Raw genomic sequence first — 13,940 nt, 5'->3', positions numbered from 1 at the left:
TCTTAAGCAAAAGGTAACTGTAACATTATTGATAGAATTAACGGTGTTGTTATCGATGACAACGCCGTTGATATCAATAAGCTAGATGCGATAGGTCCTTGTAATACCTCAAACTGTCTTGCCATCATATAGCAATTTATGGCTATTGATACGGAACTTAATAATACAATAACTTGTAGCTCTAAAAGAGGTAATCCTAACAATTTACCTAGTATATAGGTCGCAATTGGTAACACAAATAGTTTGATAATACAGATTGCTATAGTGATATGTAAATCGTTACGAATTTTATATTCAGCCAGCCCCATACCTAATACGATTAATGATAGCGGTGCGGTCATATCACTGACCATTTTGGTCGATTTTTCGATAAATATAGGTAAAGGTATACCAGAGTAATTAACTGCTATACCGACAAATATGCCGATGATGATTGGATTTTTCGATACATTTTTAAAGGCTTTGATAAACCCTTTGCTTGATAGTTTACCCATTTGCACAAATTCAATGGATACTGTTGCTAAAGTCCATAAAATCAAAGCATTAAATATTACGATAATAGCGACTATAGGAATCGCTTTTTCACCCAATAACATATTGATAATTGGAATACCAACAAATACTGTATTTGTGTAAATTCCACCCATAGCAAACATGGTACTTTCAGAACCATTAAGTTTAAAAAATTTAACCGCAATAAAGCAACTTAAGGCAAAAACAATAAATGAGCCACCAAAAAATACTAATAATAGATTAATATCGATTTCTGAATGTTCAGAAAAGTGGCTCATAATTTGAAAGAGCATAATAGGGAAAGCAATATAAAAAGTGAATTTAGTTACACTATCGGTTACCGTTTTTTGCCAACGGCCCATTTTTACAGCAATATAACCTAACAAAATTAAGATAAATAAAGGTAAGGTGGTTAAAAACTGCTGCCATAATGTGATTAAAAATTCCATCTTAATATATCTTTCTATGCATGTTTTCTGGTGAAGTACCATTCTAATTCAGTTGAGCGATTAGAATCAAATTGGTAACCATCTAAATTAAAACTTTTAATATCATTACAATTATTAATGCTATTTTTTATAATAAATCGGCTCATTAATCCGCGTGCTTTTTTGGCGTAAAAGCTGATCACTTTATAATCATCTTTGGTTTTATCTAAAAATATCGGTTGAATAATTTTGCCATTTAGGTGTTTAACTTGTATCGCTTTAAAGTATTCATTAGAGGCTAAATTGATTAAAGTTGGTTGAGATGATTTTGCTAACTCTTCATTGAGTTTATCGGTTAAGCTTTCTCCCCAAAATTGGTAAAGATTACTATTGTCACCATTTTTTAACCGAATACCCATTTCTAAACGGTAAGGTTGAATTAAATCAAGTGGCCTTAATAAGCCATATAACCCAGACAGAATACGTAAATGCGATTGCGCAAATTGCAAGTCACTAGCAGTAAAATCTTCAACTTGTAGACCTTCGTATACATCGCCTTTAAACGCTAGAATCGCTTGTCTGGCATTTTGTAAATTAAAATCAGGATGCCAATTCTGGAATCTTTCATAATTGACTGCCGCAAGTTTGGGGCTGATAGACATTAATTTAGCTAAATCATCGCTAGTTAGCTTTTTACAAACAGTAATAAGTTGTTTTGTTGCCTCTAAACATTCGGGTAGGGTATGGGTTGTAGAGATTAATGGACTTTGATAGTCAAGGGTTTTGGCTGGAGAGATGATAGTTAGCATAAAGAGTGTTACCTATTGTGTTTTGTGCGAATAGGGTTTATTTTACCTGTAATCTTAGCAAATAAGGAGAATAAATATGAATAGTACCAAAAAAGAAATACATGATATTCGATCTTGGGCAAATATTCGTGAAACCTCTATTGAAATTGCCGAGGCTATTTTTGAACTCGCTAATGATGATGAAAAATTAGCAGAACAAATTTGGGAAGAAGGTAGCGATGAAGTATTACAACGCGCTTTCGCTAAAACTAAAGCTAATAAGCTCTTTTGGGGCGAACAGACCATCGAACGTAAAAACGTTTAATATGTATTATAAATCAATAAGTTAACTAAATTTAGTGTTATCAATAGGATTGTAGAGTTTTATGAAAATAATAAAATTAATGACTATATTTATTATTTTTATGCCACTACAGGTTTTTGCTAATTCAAAATATGCTGATTTAAATCAGGACGAATTGCGCATCTACTGTAGTGGCGAGCCTTCAGAAAGAGCCATGACTGAATGTTTAGAAAAAATTTTTTATATTAGTCAAGCGGAATTAGATAAATCGCAAAAGAAATTTTTCAATGAACTTGATAATTGGTTTGAAGATAAAGAATACATCGTAATTGCCAAAACTAGATTGAAAAAATCTAACCAAGAATTTATTAAATATCGCAATCTGCAGTGTGATTTTGCACGTTCGTTAGGTGGTGGAGCAATTGATAATGCGCTAGATATGATGAAATTTTCTTGCCTTGCTGAACTAAATTTTCAACGAGCAAAACAACTAGATCTTTATCTTAAATAAATTAAAGTACAAGATGAAATCCTTATTTAAATTATTGTATTGATTTTTGAGATATAAACATTTTGGTTTTAACGTTCTGTTATAAATGAATTAATTATTATAGTTACTATTATAATAATTTTTCTATTTCTTATAGCAAAATAAAATTATCAATAGTTATTCTCAGTATATAATAAAATTTTAAATGACAATTTGATCTTGATATGAAATTAACTTTTTTAGGGACAAGTGCCGGTTCGCCAACCGCAGAACGTAATGTAAGTAGTGTTATGCTTGATCTCCGACAAGAACGAGGGCGATTATGGCTGTTTGATAGTGGTGAAGCAACGCAAATGCAAATGCAAAAGGCCAATTTTAGTTTAGCCAAATTGGAGATGATATTTTTGACTCATTTACATGGTGATCATCTATTTGGTTTACCGGGGGTGTTGACAACTCGTTCATTAATGCAAAATCAATCGGCATTAACGTTAGTTGGACCTAAAGGTATTAAACAATTTATTCAAACAGTGATTGAAATTAGTTCTTCATGGCTTACTTACCCTTTAAATATTATTGAACTTGAACAAGATAGCTTAGTGTTTGAAGATAATAAATTTCGCGTCGACGCCAAATTATTACAACATCGAGTCCCTTGTTTTGGTTATCGTATTGTTGAAAAGGATCTTCCTGCAACGCTGGATATTGATAAATTAAAAAAAGATAACATCCAAATAGGTTCACATTATGCTCATTTAAAAGAAGGTTTAACCGTTACTTTAGAAGATGGTAGAACAATTAATGGTAAGGATTATCAAGGCGATATTAAGCAAGGCAAAAAAGTAGCTATTTTGGGTGATACCATCCCTTGTCAAGCATCCATTGATTTAGCTGAAAACGTCGATTTATTAGTGCATGAGGCCACTCAAGAGCAAGCTCTTGAGGCAAAAGCCATTGAACGTGGGCACTCAACGACAATACACGCTGCCAATATAGCTAAGCAAGCTAATGCTAAAAGGTTAATCATAACGCATATTAGCCCTAGATATAGTATTCAAGATAATCAAAAACTGGTTAATGAAGCAAGGAGCATCTTTGCTAATACTGAAATTGCTACTGATTTTGCCACTTTTCAAGTTTAATCAATCACGCCGACTTTGTCGGCTATTACTAATAAAACTAATCAAAGCCAAAACTATAACAATAACAATAACAATAATTAAAACATGACTTTTCTTGTATATTTTTACTAAATCAAGATGACCATATTTGTAAAAAATATTGAGGAGTCTATACCGTCTTAAGATTAAAATGATTAATTAATATCATTTAGTATCACTATTTACAGAAAATTTTTATTTATGATTGTAGTGGTCAGATAACTTTATAAATAAATTTTATTAAGTGATAAATGTAGGATGAAAAAGTAAGTTTTTGTAAAAAATATTGAGAAGTCTATACCGTCTTAATATAAAAATAATGAATTTTTGTGCTTTAATAGCATTAAGCTGATTCGCCGACATTGCCGGCGAATGTACTTTTTATAAACAAAAATCTTTAATTAAATTTTCAATGGTTAATTTGGTTGGTTTTAAGAAATCCATTGAAATAAATTCATCTGGTTGATGAGCTTGCTCAATAGAGCCTGGTCCTAAAACGATGGTTGGGGCGATTTGATTTAAATATGGTGCTTCAGTACTGTAGTTAACGGTTTGCGCGGTGTGACCAACCAGTTTTTCGATATGATTTAATGCTGGATGATCTTTTTTACATTCATAGCCCGGTATTGGTGATACTTCATATTCGATGGAAACTCGATTAGGATATTGGTCCATAACGGGTTGTAATGCTTCACAAAGGGCATTATAAAGTGAGTCAATATCGTTATCTGGTAAAACCCGAATATCAATAATCAATTCACAACAGCCACAAATACGATTAGCTGCATCACCACCATGAATAACACCAAGATTCATGGTTGGATAAGGTACGCTAAAGCCATCATTATGATATTGTTGTTTGAATTTTTGTTTCAAAATAAGTAATCTTTCAATCACTAAATGCATGATTTCGATAGCATTAATACCTTTGTCTGGATCACTTGAATGGCCTGACTTACCAATAACTCTAATTGAATTAGATATAAATCCTTTATGAGCACGAATAGGAATCAATGAGGTAGGTTCGCCGATAATTGTGCAGTCTGGTTGTAGTTGCGTTTGTTGGGCAAAAAATGAAGCGCCAGCCATTGATGTCTCTTCGTCTGCGGTCGCTAATACATAAATTGGTTTGGTTAATGTTTTAAGATCGATATCACGCAATGCATCTAATATAAATGCAAAAAATCCTTTCATATCTGCAGTGCCTAGCCCATAAAGCTTATTATTTTCTTCGGTTAACTTAAATGGATCTTTGCTCCATTGTCCATCATCAAAAGGCACTGTATCACTATGACCACTTAATAATAGGCCGCCTTGAGTTTTATTGTCACTATTGGAATAGGTGGCTAACATGTTAAATTTATTACGTGTATTTGGTACAGGTTGAATGTCAATTGTAAAGCCTAAATCAGCAAACCATTGCGCTAATTTGTCAATTAGTGGCTTATTGGAATAATCTAATTTTTCATTGGTTACATTACTGATAGTTGGAGTGGATATTAATTCATTATAAATTGTCAAAAAAGAAGGAAGAGCCATAAAATCACCTTTATTAAATAAGTCATAACGCTGAGAAAAATATATTTAATTACTATATTTCCTTACAGCACAGCTAGCAATAGTTTGTTGCTATTTTGTTAGACGGTTATTGATTAGCAACTAATTGTTTTATCTTTGAATATTTCGCTACTATTATAGTTAAAGATAGGCTAAATATTATTTGTCATTATTGATATAATAACTTATTTTAAAGCTACTCAAAGTAAAAATTTATTATCAATCACTAATAAGGAAATAGACAGTGAAGATTAAATCATTATGTTTTATTGGTTTACTCATGCCATTTTTCGCAAATGCCCAAAATCCATCATTTGATGATGATTTTAGTCATTTATTAAAAAGCTTTACCCAATGTGATAAGACTTTTTTTTCGGATTTAAATAAAAAAATATATCGTAATTATTTTCCAATCGTAAATTTACCAAATGGTTATAGCAAATTTGTCACTAAATCAAATAATAATCCTAAAAAAAGTAGACTTACATTTGATCCACCCATTATCTTTAATGGTTTAAAAATCGAAAGTTTTGATCAGTCCCAATATATTTACAATGAACATCTGAAGTACTATTTTTGGGGATTTAACACCGATAATACCTTTGAAGAGATTAAAAGTGCGTTACCATGGGTTGATTGGCAAATATCGGCTGATGGTACGCTTGATGTTGCCAATGCGTTATTTTATAAAGATGGTGTTTGGTCTGACAATAAACATGTATTAACCAATGACTCTCCAGTAAGAGGCACTGCTGAAAATTTATTGTTTCTTGAATATGATAGGTTTAGTGGCAAAGTCATGATTCAATGTTCAGTTCAAGGTGATATTCCATTAAAAGAATTAAAACGGTTTAGACCGGATTTATGATCTTTTTCAAGATAATCGTTTAACATTTATAAGATAACTCCAAATTAATTTTATATTGATTTGGAGTTTAGTTTTTTTTATTAACCTCATTCTATTGACTAAATCAATAATATATTAAAATAATTTTCAATTAAATTAATTGGATATTCATTTTTTTTGCTTTTCTTTATAAATCATCATCTACGTTTATTGTGATCTCTATTTAAAATTATAAATGACCTTTTTTAGCTTTTACTGCGTTTGTCTTGCGAGTTGATATTATTTATAAAATACATTTGTTATGATGAGCATATTGAAAATAAATCGATTCTAACGATTAAATTTTTCGTTAAGTTATATTATAGATTTGTCACTTTAGAATAAGGTGTTATTCATGAAACAAATAAACAAAAAATGGATTGTTATTGCAGTTGTAGTTGTTATTATTGGTTTTATTTTGTGGCAGCAATTTAAGCCTGATGGCTATGGTGCTGATTTTACTAGTGGCAACGGACGTATCGAAGCTACTGAAATCAATATCTCTACCAAATTAGCCGGTAGAATTGAAAAGATTAATGTTGAAGAGGGCGATTTTGTCACTGCAGGCCAACCGCTAGTCATTATGCAAACTGATACGTTACAAGCGCAATTAAATGAAGCCCAAGCTCAACATCGACAAGCTATGAGTAATGAAGCGACATCAAAAGCACAAGTAGCTTTAAAAATGAGTGATAAAGTTGCTGCTTTAGCTGGTGTTACACAAAGAGAAAGTGACTTAGATATAGCCAATAAGCATTTACAACGTACTGCTGCACTTTATCAAAAAGGAGCGATTTCAGTACAACAATTTGATGATGATACTGCTAAAGTAAATAGTGCCAAAGCCGCATTAGATTCAGCTAAATCACAAGTTACTGCTGCCGATGCAGCGATTGAAGCTGCTCAAGCTGGTGTAGAAAGCGCTAAATCAGCGATAAATGTAGCGTTAGCGAATATTAATCAAATTCAAGCTGATATTAATGATAGTACCTTAACCGCTCCTGTTGATGGCCGTATTCAATATCGTATAGCCCAACCAGGTGAAGTTTTATCTTCAGGTGGAAAAGTATTAAATCTAGTCAATCTATCCGATGTTTATTTGACTTTCTTTTTACCAGAAACAATTGCGGGGAAAGTGGGTATTGGTGATGAAGTTAGACTTGTGTTGGATGCTCTTCCAGATAAAGCTATTTCAGCCAAAGTTTCGTTTGTATCTAGTGTGGCACAATTTACGCCTAAAACAGTTGAAACCAAAGATGAACGTCAAAAGTTGATGTTTAGAGTTAAAGCACAATTAAGTCCAGAATTGTTAAGATGTTATATTACTCATGTTAAAACCGGTCTCCCTGGTGTTGCATGGGTTAGACTTGATCCTAATGCGGAGTGGCCTTCAGGTTTATCTGATGTTGCAAAATGCCAAACAAAATAATTGGAGATAGCATATGTCAGAATCGGATGTAAAGGATTTGAGGTTACTTGCTGAAGGTAAAACCATTGAAGATGCAGTTGTCAATGTCAGTAATGTAACATTACATTATAAAAAAACTTGTGCACTCAAGGATGTCAGTATTGCTATCCCACCAAGATGTATGGTGGGATTGATTGGTCCCGATGGAGTGGGTAAATCTAGTCTATTATCTTTGATAGCCGGCGCGCATGTCATCCAAGAGGGATTAGTTTACGTTTTAGATGGGGATATGAAAGATAAATCACATCGTCAAAACGTATGTACCCGTATTGCTTATATGCCACAAGGATTAGGTAAAAACCTTTATCCTACACTGTCAGTCGAAGAAAATTTACAATTTTTTGCCCGTCTATTTGGTAATAATGCCGCCGAAAGACGGCGACGTATTGATGAGTTAACTAAAAGCACTGGTTTATATCCTTTTCTATCTCGGCCTGCGGGTCGTCTTTCTGGCGGGATGAAACAAAAGGTAAGTTTATGTTCGGCTTTGATTCATGATCCTGATTTACTTATTCTTGATGAACCAACAACCGGTGTTGATCCGCTTTCTCGTGCACAATTTTGGCAACTCATTAATAAAATCCGTGAGCAACGTCCACAAATGAGTGTTATTGTTGCTACTGCGTATATGGATGAGGCACAAAACTTTGATTGGTTAGTGGCAATGTATGGCGGTAAGATCCTCGAAACAGGTACACCACAAGCACTGTTAGCCAAAACAGCGAAAGATAATTTAGATGATGCTTTTATTCAATTAATGCCCGAAGATGCTAGGGAAGGTTATCAAGCGGTTGAAATCCCTCCATTAGATTTAAATCAAGATTTACCGGTGGCAATTGAAGCAAAAGGATTAACTAAGCAATTTGGCGATTTTATTGCGGTTGATCACGTTAATTTCTCTATAAAGCAAGGCGAGATTTTTGGCTTTTTAGGATCAAATGGTTGCGGTAAATCAACCACTATGAAGATGTTAACTGGTCTATTACCAATTTCGTCAGGTGAAGCGTGGTTATTTGGTAAACCGGTTGATGCCAGTGATATTAATGTAAGACGTCATTTAGGTTATATGTCGCAGGCGTTCTCACTTTATAGTGAATTGACGGTTGAGCAAAACCTTGTTTTACATGCTCGTTTATTTGGTATTGAAGAAAGTAAAATACCGGCAAGAGTTGAGGAGTTAGTTAAGCGTTTTGGTCTGGAAAATGAATTGAAAAGTTTGCCAGATAGTCTACCGTTAGGTGTTAAACAGCGACTTTCTTTATCGGTCGCAGTGGTTCATAATCCTGAAATTCTTATTCTTGATGAACCTACTTCTGGCGTTGATCCGATTGCTCGTGATGACTTTTGGCGTTTAATTATTGAACTATCGCGAAAAGATAAAGTTACCGTATTTATCACCACCCATTTTATGAATGAAGCGGCTCGTTGTGATAGGATTTCGTTAATGCATGCTGGTAAGGTTTTAGCTAGTGATACGCCAGATAATATCATTAATTCTAAAGATGCGAAAACCCTTGAAGAGGCCTTTATTCGATATTTAGTTGATGCCGGAGCAGATGATACTCATAGCGATGAAAAAATCAGTGAAGAGCCGAAAACTGTTCCGAATAAACCAGCTCAGACAGGTAATCAACATCTACAAGGATTTAGTCTAACTCGTTTGATTGGTTGTTTGTGGCGTGAAACACTTGAGTTATCCCGCGATCCATTGCGCGCTTTATTGGCACTGTTAGGTTCAGCGATATTAATGTTGGTGATGGGCTATGGTATCACGATGGATGTTGAGGACTTAAATTTTGCAGTATTAGATCGTGATCAAACGATCACCAGTCAAAACTATATTACTAATCTATCTGGCTCCAAGCGTTATTTTATCGAGAAACCGCCAATCACAGATTATGATGATATGGACCATAGGATGAGAAGTAATGAGATAGCGTTGGCGATTGAAATTCCCCCTAATTTTGGCCGTGATATTCAACGCGGTGATCCAGTTAATATCGGTATCTGGATTGATGGCGCCATGCCATTACGTGCCGACACAATTAAAGGATATGTACAAGGTATGCACCTTGCGTGGTTAAGTGACAAAATAAAAACCACTACCGGCACCGCATCTAGCTCATTGGCAAATATTGAGACCCGCTATCGTTATAATCCGGATATTAAAAGTTTGCAAGCCATGGTTCCTGCGGTCATTCCTATTTTGCTCTTAATGATTCCGTCAATGTTAGCGGCATTATCCGTAGTGCGTGAAAAAGAGATGGGATCAATAATTAACTTATATGTAACGCCTGTTACTCGAACTGAGTTTTTATTAGGTAAACAGGTTCCTTATATTGTTATTTCGATGCTTAGCTTTTTATTGCTGTTGCTTATGGCGGTTACGATATTTGGTGTACCGATAAAAGGCAGTTTGCTAACTTTATGTTTAGCTGGATTAGCTTATTGTATCATTGCTACTGGCTTTGGTTTACTTGCTTCGACGGTAACACGTAGTCAAATTGCGGTTATCTTTTTAACCTGTGTTGGTACCATGTTACCGGCGATACAGTTTTCGGGGTTACTCAATCCAGTAGCATCACTAGAAGGGAGTGGGCGATATATTGGTGAAGTCTATCCAACTACCCATATGCTTATTATTGCTCGGGGTGTTTTTAATAAGGCATTAGGATTTTTTGATTTACATAACTCGATATTTACCTTACTAATTACTATTCCGATTATACTTGGTGCAAGTATATTCCTCCTCAAGAAACAAGAAGGATAGATATTATGCAAAGTTTTATTAATATTTATCGCTTAGGTATTAAAGAGTTATGGGGATTGATTCGTGATCCAATCATGTTATTGTTAATCGCCTACTGCTTTACGCTGGATATTTATACCGCAGCTACCGCAACTTCAGACTCACTTCATCATGCTTCAATTGCGGTGGTTGATGAAGATGATTCGCCTTTATCAAGGCAAATTATCGCAGCGCTTTATCCGCCAATGTTTAATAAACCAGTTAAATTAAATTCAATGGATGAAGTTGATCGCGGAATGGATACTGATAGTTATACTTTTGCATTAAATATACCACCTAATTTTCAACGTGATGTGTTAAATAACCAAAGTCCAGAAATTCAACTGAATATTGATGCAACCCGAATGGGGCAGGCTTTTGTAGGTAATGGTTATATTACGCAAATTGTCACCAGCGAAATAACTAAATACTTTAATCAAATTGATAAACCAACCAGTTTGCCGGTCAATATTGAGGTTCATGCAGCCTTTAATCCTAATTTAACCCGTTCTTGGTTTGGTTCTGTCATGGAGATTATTAATATAGTTACCACATTGTCTATTATTTTAACCGGCGCAGCGTTAATGAAAGAGCGTGAGCATGGTACTATCGATCACTTGCTATCAATGCCTGTGACACCATTTCAAATTATGATCTCAAAAGTTTGGTCAATGGGGTTGGTGGTACTAGTTTCGACTTGGGGTGCATTGTTAGTCGTTGTTCATGGTTGGTTAAATGTGCCAATTGAGGGCTCGATTTCCTTATTTTTAGTTGGTGCTGCTTTGCATTTATTCGTGACAACGTCACTCGGTATCTTTATGGCGACGGTGGCTAAATCAACCGCACAATTTGCGATGCTATTTATTTTGATTCTTCTACCGTTACAGATGCTTTCAGGTGGTAGTACGCCAAGAGAGAGTATGCCGGAAGTGGTACAAAATATTATGTTATTTGCGCCAACCACTCATTTTGTCGAATTAGGGCAGGCAATTTTATATCGAGGGGCTGGTTTAAGTGTGGTTTGGACCTCGTATGCGTGGTTATTAGGAATCGGTAGTGTGTTTTTCCTTATTGCACTGAAACGCTTTCGTAGTTCAATTGTTAATATGGGCTCTTAATTTTATGAATAATAAAAGTGCAAAAATTAACTTTATTTGCACTTAATAATTTAAATTATTAAAGTTTTTTATGAAAAAGATTCATTTACTAAAATATATTATCGCAATTTTAGCTGTTATTGCTATTCCTTTTGCAATGGCTGAGTCTTCAGATAATGTTGATAGTAATACAACTGAAGTTATTCCTGTCTATAATTCAAGAACTGAATTTTTAGATATCAATAACAAGGCAACTGAATTTATTACCGTTTATAACAAAGAACATCATACTAATTTACATACTGTCGAAGTAAATGGAAAATATTATTTACCTCGTTGCCTTGTACCGTTAAAAGCTGGTTGGAAGAAAGCTGAAGTTCATGGTGGTAAAATTCCTTTTCGATATGTTATTTCTATTTCTTGTGAAAAATCGAAGGATGATAGATATAGAAAAAAATGGGATATTGATGTGTATGTTCGCAATGAACAAGGTAATTCAATTCAATCAATTGATTAAATTATTATCTTAGCGGTTAATCGGTTATCTATTTTACAAAAGGTAATTCATCCCAACGAGTCGTATATCGTTGGCTAAGTCGCTCTCGCTTGATTTGCCATGCTGCAGTTTGTCTGATACCGCCTAAATGAATAGTGTTTTTTCCCATTTTCTGATTAATGTAATCCATGGTTTTCATTAATTGTTCACTTTTGTGTTTTTCTGTTGCTGATGTTTCAGCGGTAAATAAATCCGATTGGCAATAATTATCTTTAGTTTTTAAATCAAGTAACATCACTCCAGATTTCATAAATAAAAAACCTGGTTTATAAATGGATCGTAATCCTTTTTGGGCCGCATGAATAATAACTCTTGAATCATCGCTCGCCGACAATAATGGCACCACAACTGACGGATTATATTGTACTAATTCAGGTCGAAATCGATTAGTTTTTAAAAACACCAGTACGGCATTGGCAACTGATTTTTGCTTTCTCAATTTTTCTGCGCCACGGCTTGCATGCACACGAATTGCTTCTTGTATATCAAATAGATCATTGGTTAAATGACCAAAACTACGTGATGTCATAATATTTTTTTTAGCGGTATGCAGGTCATCTAATTCAATACAACTAATACCACGGAGTTCAAGCACGGTACGCTCAAGGACAACTGAAAATAACTGTCTGATTTGTTTTAAATTAGCTTGATATAAATCCCAAGCGGTGTGAATACCTAATACTTTTAACCGTTGAGCAATTCGCCAACCAACGCCCCATATATCTGCAACTGAGAATTGCTTTAAGATAGTTATTTTTTCTTCCAGATCCGTCGGGAAACAATAAACACCTTGATGAATAGGGTGTTTTTTGGCGATATGATTAGCTAATTTTGCTAGGGTGCGAGTTGCGGCAATCCCGATACTGACAGGGATGCCCGTATCTCGTTTTACTATTGCTTTTAAATTTTGACAATGACTTAAAACATGGCTAAACCCGTTTAGATGAATGAAAGCCTCATCGATCGAATAGAGTTCGATATCCGCAGTATAATGGCGAACGGTATCAAATACTCGCTGACTCATATCACCATAAAGTTCATAATTAGAGCTTAATAAGGTAATTTTTTTTTGAATATGGGAGGGGATTTGATAGGCCGGCATGCCCATAGCAACTAAAGGTTTGAGTTCATTAGAGCGTGCTATTACACAACCATCATTATTTGAAAGAATACCAATTGGTTTTCCTTCTAATTTTGGATTAAATACCCGCTCACAAGATGCGTAAAAATTATTACAATCAATTAAGCCAATCATGAGTGTCCCCGTTTACGTAGGGAATGAATGGTATGTATTACCACTCCCCAAATATGCACGTCTTTGCCGACTAATGAAATCGGTGGGTAAAGTTTATTGCCAGACAATAAATGATGTTCGCCATTAATAAAACTTAAACATTTACAGGTTAATTCACCGTCCACAGCAGCAACAACAATATCATCTATTTTCGGTTGTAAAGAACGGTCGACAACAAGGAGATCACCACTATAAATGCCATAATCAATCATCGAGTCACCAATCGCTTTAATATAGTAAGTTGCACTAGGATGCTTCACTAAATGACTGGTTAGATCCAGTTTTGTTTCTAAATAATCATCAGCAGGCGATGGAAATCCAGCTCTTACTGGTGTATCAACTAAAGGTAAATAAACAGTGAGCGAACTATTAGCTTGCCCAATGACAACACAATATTTATTCAAGAAAAGACTCCGAAAAATTAATAAAAACGAATAGTGCCGGATAATTCGTATTAAAAAACAGTGCATGTATAAATATACAGTATAAAATTCTTAATTCAATAAAAATGAGTGTAAAAAAATAAAAATAGATGATTAAAATAGGTATTAAATTACTATCAATAAGTAATATTCACTGATAAAAATAATCATGATTAATGTTGTTATTTA

General features: G+C 34.3%; 13 protein-coding genes. 8 read left to right on the top strand and 5 right to left on the bottom strand.

Going from position 1 to position 13,940, the window contains the following annotated elements:
• Positions 1–2: 2 nt before the first annotated feature.
• Together H3T83_RS03575 and yaaA are read right to left on the bottom strand one after the other, a co-directional pair.
• Positions 3–962, bottom strand: a complete 960-nt coding sequence (locus H3T83_RS03575; protein ID WP_065578813.1) for an AEC family transporter — start codon at positions 960–962, stop codon at positions 3–5.
• A gap of 14 nt (positions 963–976) precedes the next feature.
• Entirely contained in the window at positions 977–1,750 is a 774-nt protein-coding gene (gene yaaA / locus H3T83_RS03570) for a peroxide stress protein YaaA (protein ID WP_198215120.1), read from the bottom strand.
• Between the two features lie 76 nt (positions 1,751–1,826).
• Between yaaA and H3T83_RS03565 the strand changes: the two genes are divergently transcribed.
• The 3 genes from H3T83_RS03565 (at position 1,827) to rnz (ending at position 3,665) form a co-directional block, all read left to right on the top strand.
• Positions 1,827–2,054 (top strand): YccJ family protein, encoded by a 228-nt coding sequence (locus tag H3T83_RS03565; protein WP_065578811.1) that lies wholly within the window; start codon positions 1,827–1,829, stop codon positions 2,052–2,054.
• 61 nt (positions 2,055–2,115) lie between these two features.
• Complete coding sequence (locus H3T83_RS03560; protein ID WP_065651169.1) at positions 2,116–2,544, top strand: lysozyme inhibitor LprI family protein; 429 nt, start codon at positions 2,116–2,118, stop codon at positions 2,542–2,544.
• Between the two features lie 203 nt (positions 2,545–2,747).
• Positions 2,748–3,665, top strand: a complete 918-nt coding sequence (gene rnz, locus H3T83_RS03555; protein ID WP_086320651.1) for a ribonuclease Z — start codon at positions 2,748–2,750, stop codon at positions 3,663–3,665.
• A 399-nt stretch (positions 3,666–4,064) separates the two neighbouring features.
• Here the strand turns inward: rnz and argE are convergent, their stop codons facing one another.
• Positions 4,065–5,222 (bottom strand): acetylornithine deacetylase, encoded by a 1,158-nt coding sequence (argE, locus tag H3T83_RS03550; RefSeq protein WP_086320650.1) that lies wholly within the window; start codon positions 5,220–5,222, stop codon positions 4,065–4,067.
• A 262-nt stretch (positions 5,223–5,484) separates the two neighbouring features.
• On the opposite strand from argE, the gene H3T83_RS03545 reads away from it, so the two are divergent.
• The 5 genes from H3T83_RS03545 (at position 5,485) to H3T83_RS03525 (ending at position 11,996) form a co-directional block, all read left to right on the top strand.
• Complete coding sequence (locus tag H3T83_RS03545; protein WP_065578808.1) at positions 5,485–6,108, top strand: hypothetical protein; 624 nt, start codon at positions 5,485–5,487, stop codon at positions 6,106–6,108.
• Between the two features lie 373 nt (positions 6,109–6,481).
• Positions 6,482–7,555 carry an HlyD family secretion protein gene (locus H3T83_RS03540; RefSeq protein WP_065578807.1) on the top strand — a complete coding sequence of 358 codons (1,074 nt, stop codon included), beginning with the start codon at positions 6,482–6,484 and terminating at the stop codon, positions 7,553–7,555.
• A 13-nt stretch (positions 7,556–7,568) separates the two neighbouring features.
• Positions 7,569–10,364 carry a ribosome-associated ATPase/putative transporter RbbA gene (gene rbbA, locus H3T83_RS03535; protein WP_198215119.1) on the top strand — a complete coding sequence of 932 codons (2,796 nt, stop codon included), beginning with the start codon at positions 7,569–7,571 and terminating at the stop codon, positions 10,362–10,364.
• 5 nt (positions 10,365–10,369) lie between these two features.
• The gene (locus tag H3T83_RS03530; RefSeq protein WP_198215118.1) at positions 10,370–11,500 is read left to right on the top strand and encodes an ABC transporter permease; all 1,131 of its coding nucleotides are present in this window, start codon (positions 10,370–10,372) and stop codon (positions 11,498–11,500) included.
• Positions 11,501–11,570: 70 nt separating this feature from the next.
• On the top strand, positions 11,571–11,996 hold the full coding sequence (locus H3T83_RS03525) for a hypothetical protein (RefSeq protein ID WP_198215117.1): 426 nt from the start codon (positions 11,571–11,573) through the stop codon (positions 11,994–11,996).
• 28 nt (positions 11,997–12,024) lie between these two features.
• Here the strand turns inward: H3T83_RS03525 and H3T83_RS03520 are convergent, their stop codons facing one another.
• Together H3T83_RS03520 and H3T83_RS03515 are read right to left on the bottom strand one after the other, a co-directional pair.
• Entirely contained in the window at positions 12,025–13,290 is a 1,266-nt protein-coding gene (locus H3T83_RS03520) for a Y-family DNA polymerase (RefSeq protein WP_198215116.1), read from the bottom strand.
• Positions 13,287–13,733, bottom strand: coding sequence for a LexA family transcriptional regulator (locus tag H3T83_RS03515; protein WP_198215115.1), 447 nt, complete (start codon positions 13,731–13,733; stop codon positions 13,287–13,289). Before H3T83_RS03515 ends, H3T83_RS03520 begins: the two co-directional genes overlap by 4 nt.
• Positions 13,734–13,940 lie beyond the last annotated feature (207 nt).

It is taken from the genome of Gilliamella sp. M0320 (assembly GCF_016101635.1).
GTDB classification, from domain to species: Bacteria; Pseudomonadota; Gammaproteobacteria; order Enterobacterales; family Orbaceae; genus Gilliamella; species Gilliamella apis.
Note: the sequence above shows the minus strand (reverse complement) of the source record. Positions and strands in the feature narration are given on the sequence as shown.

What these genes read in the sequence shown, in the direction of transcription:
- H3T83_RS03525 (WP_198215117.1), top strand. Translation starts at nt 11,571, where the DNA reads ATGAAAAAGATTCATTTACTAAAATATATTATCGCAATTTTAGCTGTT.
- H3T83_RS03530 (WP_198215118.1), top strand. Translation starts at nt 10,370, where the DNA reads ATGCAAAGTTTTATTAATATTTATCGCTTAGGTATTAAAGAGTTATGG.
- H3T83_RS03540 (WP_065578807.1), top strand. Translation starts at nt 6,482, where the DNA reads ATGAAACAAATAAACAAAAAATGGATTGTTATTGCAGTTGTAGTTGTT.
- H3T83_RS03565 (WP_065578811.1), top strand. Translation starts at nt 1,827, where the DNA reads ATGAATAGTACCAAAAAAGAAATACATGATATTCGATCTTGGGCAAAT.
- rnz (WP_086320651.1), top strand. Translation starts at nt 2,748, where the DNA reads ATGAAATTAACTTTTTTAGGGACAAGTGCCGGTTCGCCAACCGCAGAA.
- H3T83_RS03520 (WP_198215116.1), bottom strand. Translation starts at nt 13,290, where the DNA reads ATGATTGGCTTAATTGATTGTAATAATTTTTACGCATCTTGTGAGCGG.
- yaaA (WP_198215120.1), bottom strand. Translation starts at nt 1,750, where the DNA reads ATGCTAACTATCATCTCTCCAGCCAAAACCCTTGACTATCAAAGTCCA.
- rbbA (WP_198215119.1), top strand. Translation starts at nt 7,569, where the DNA reads ATGTCAGAATCGGATGTAAAGGATTTGAGGTTACTTGCTGAAGGTAAA.
- H3T83_RS03575 (WP_065578813.1), bottom strand. Translation starts at nt 962, where the DNA reads ATGGAATTTTTAATCACATTATGGCAGCAGTTTTTAACCACCTTACCT.
- H3T83_RS03560 (WP_065651169.1), top strand. Translation starts at nt 2,116, where the DNA reads ATGAAAATAATAAAATTAATGACTATATTTATTATTTTTATGCCACTA.
- argE (WP_086320650.1), bottom strand. Translation starts at nt 5,222, where the DNA reads ATGGCTCTTCCTTCTTTTTTGACAATTTATAATGAATTAATATCCACT.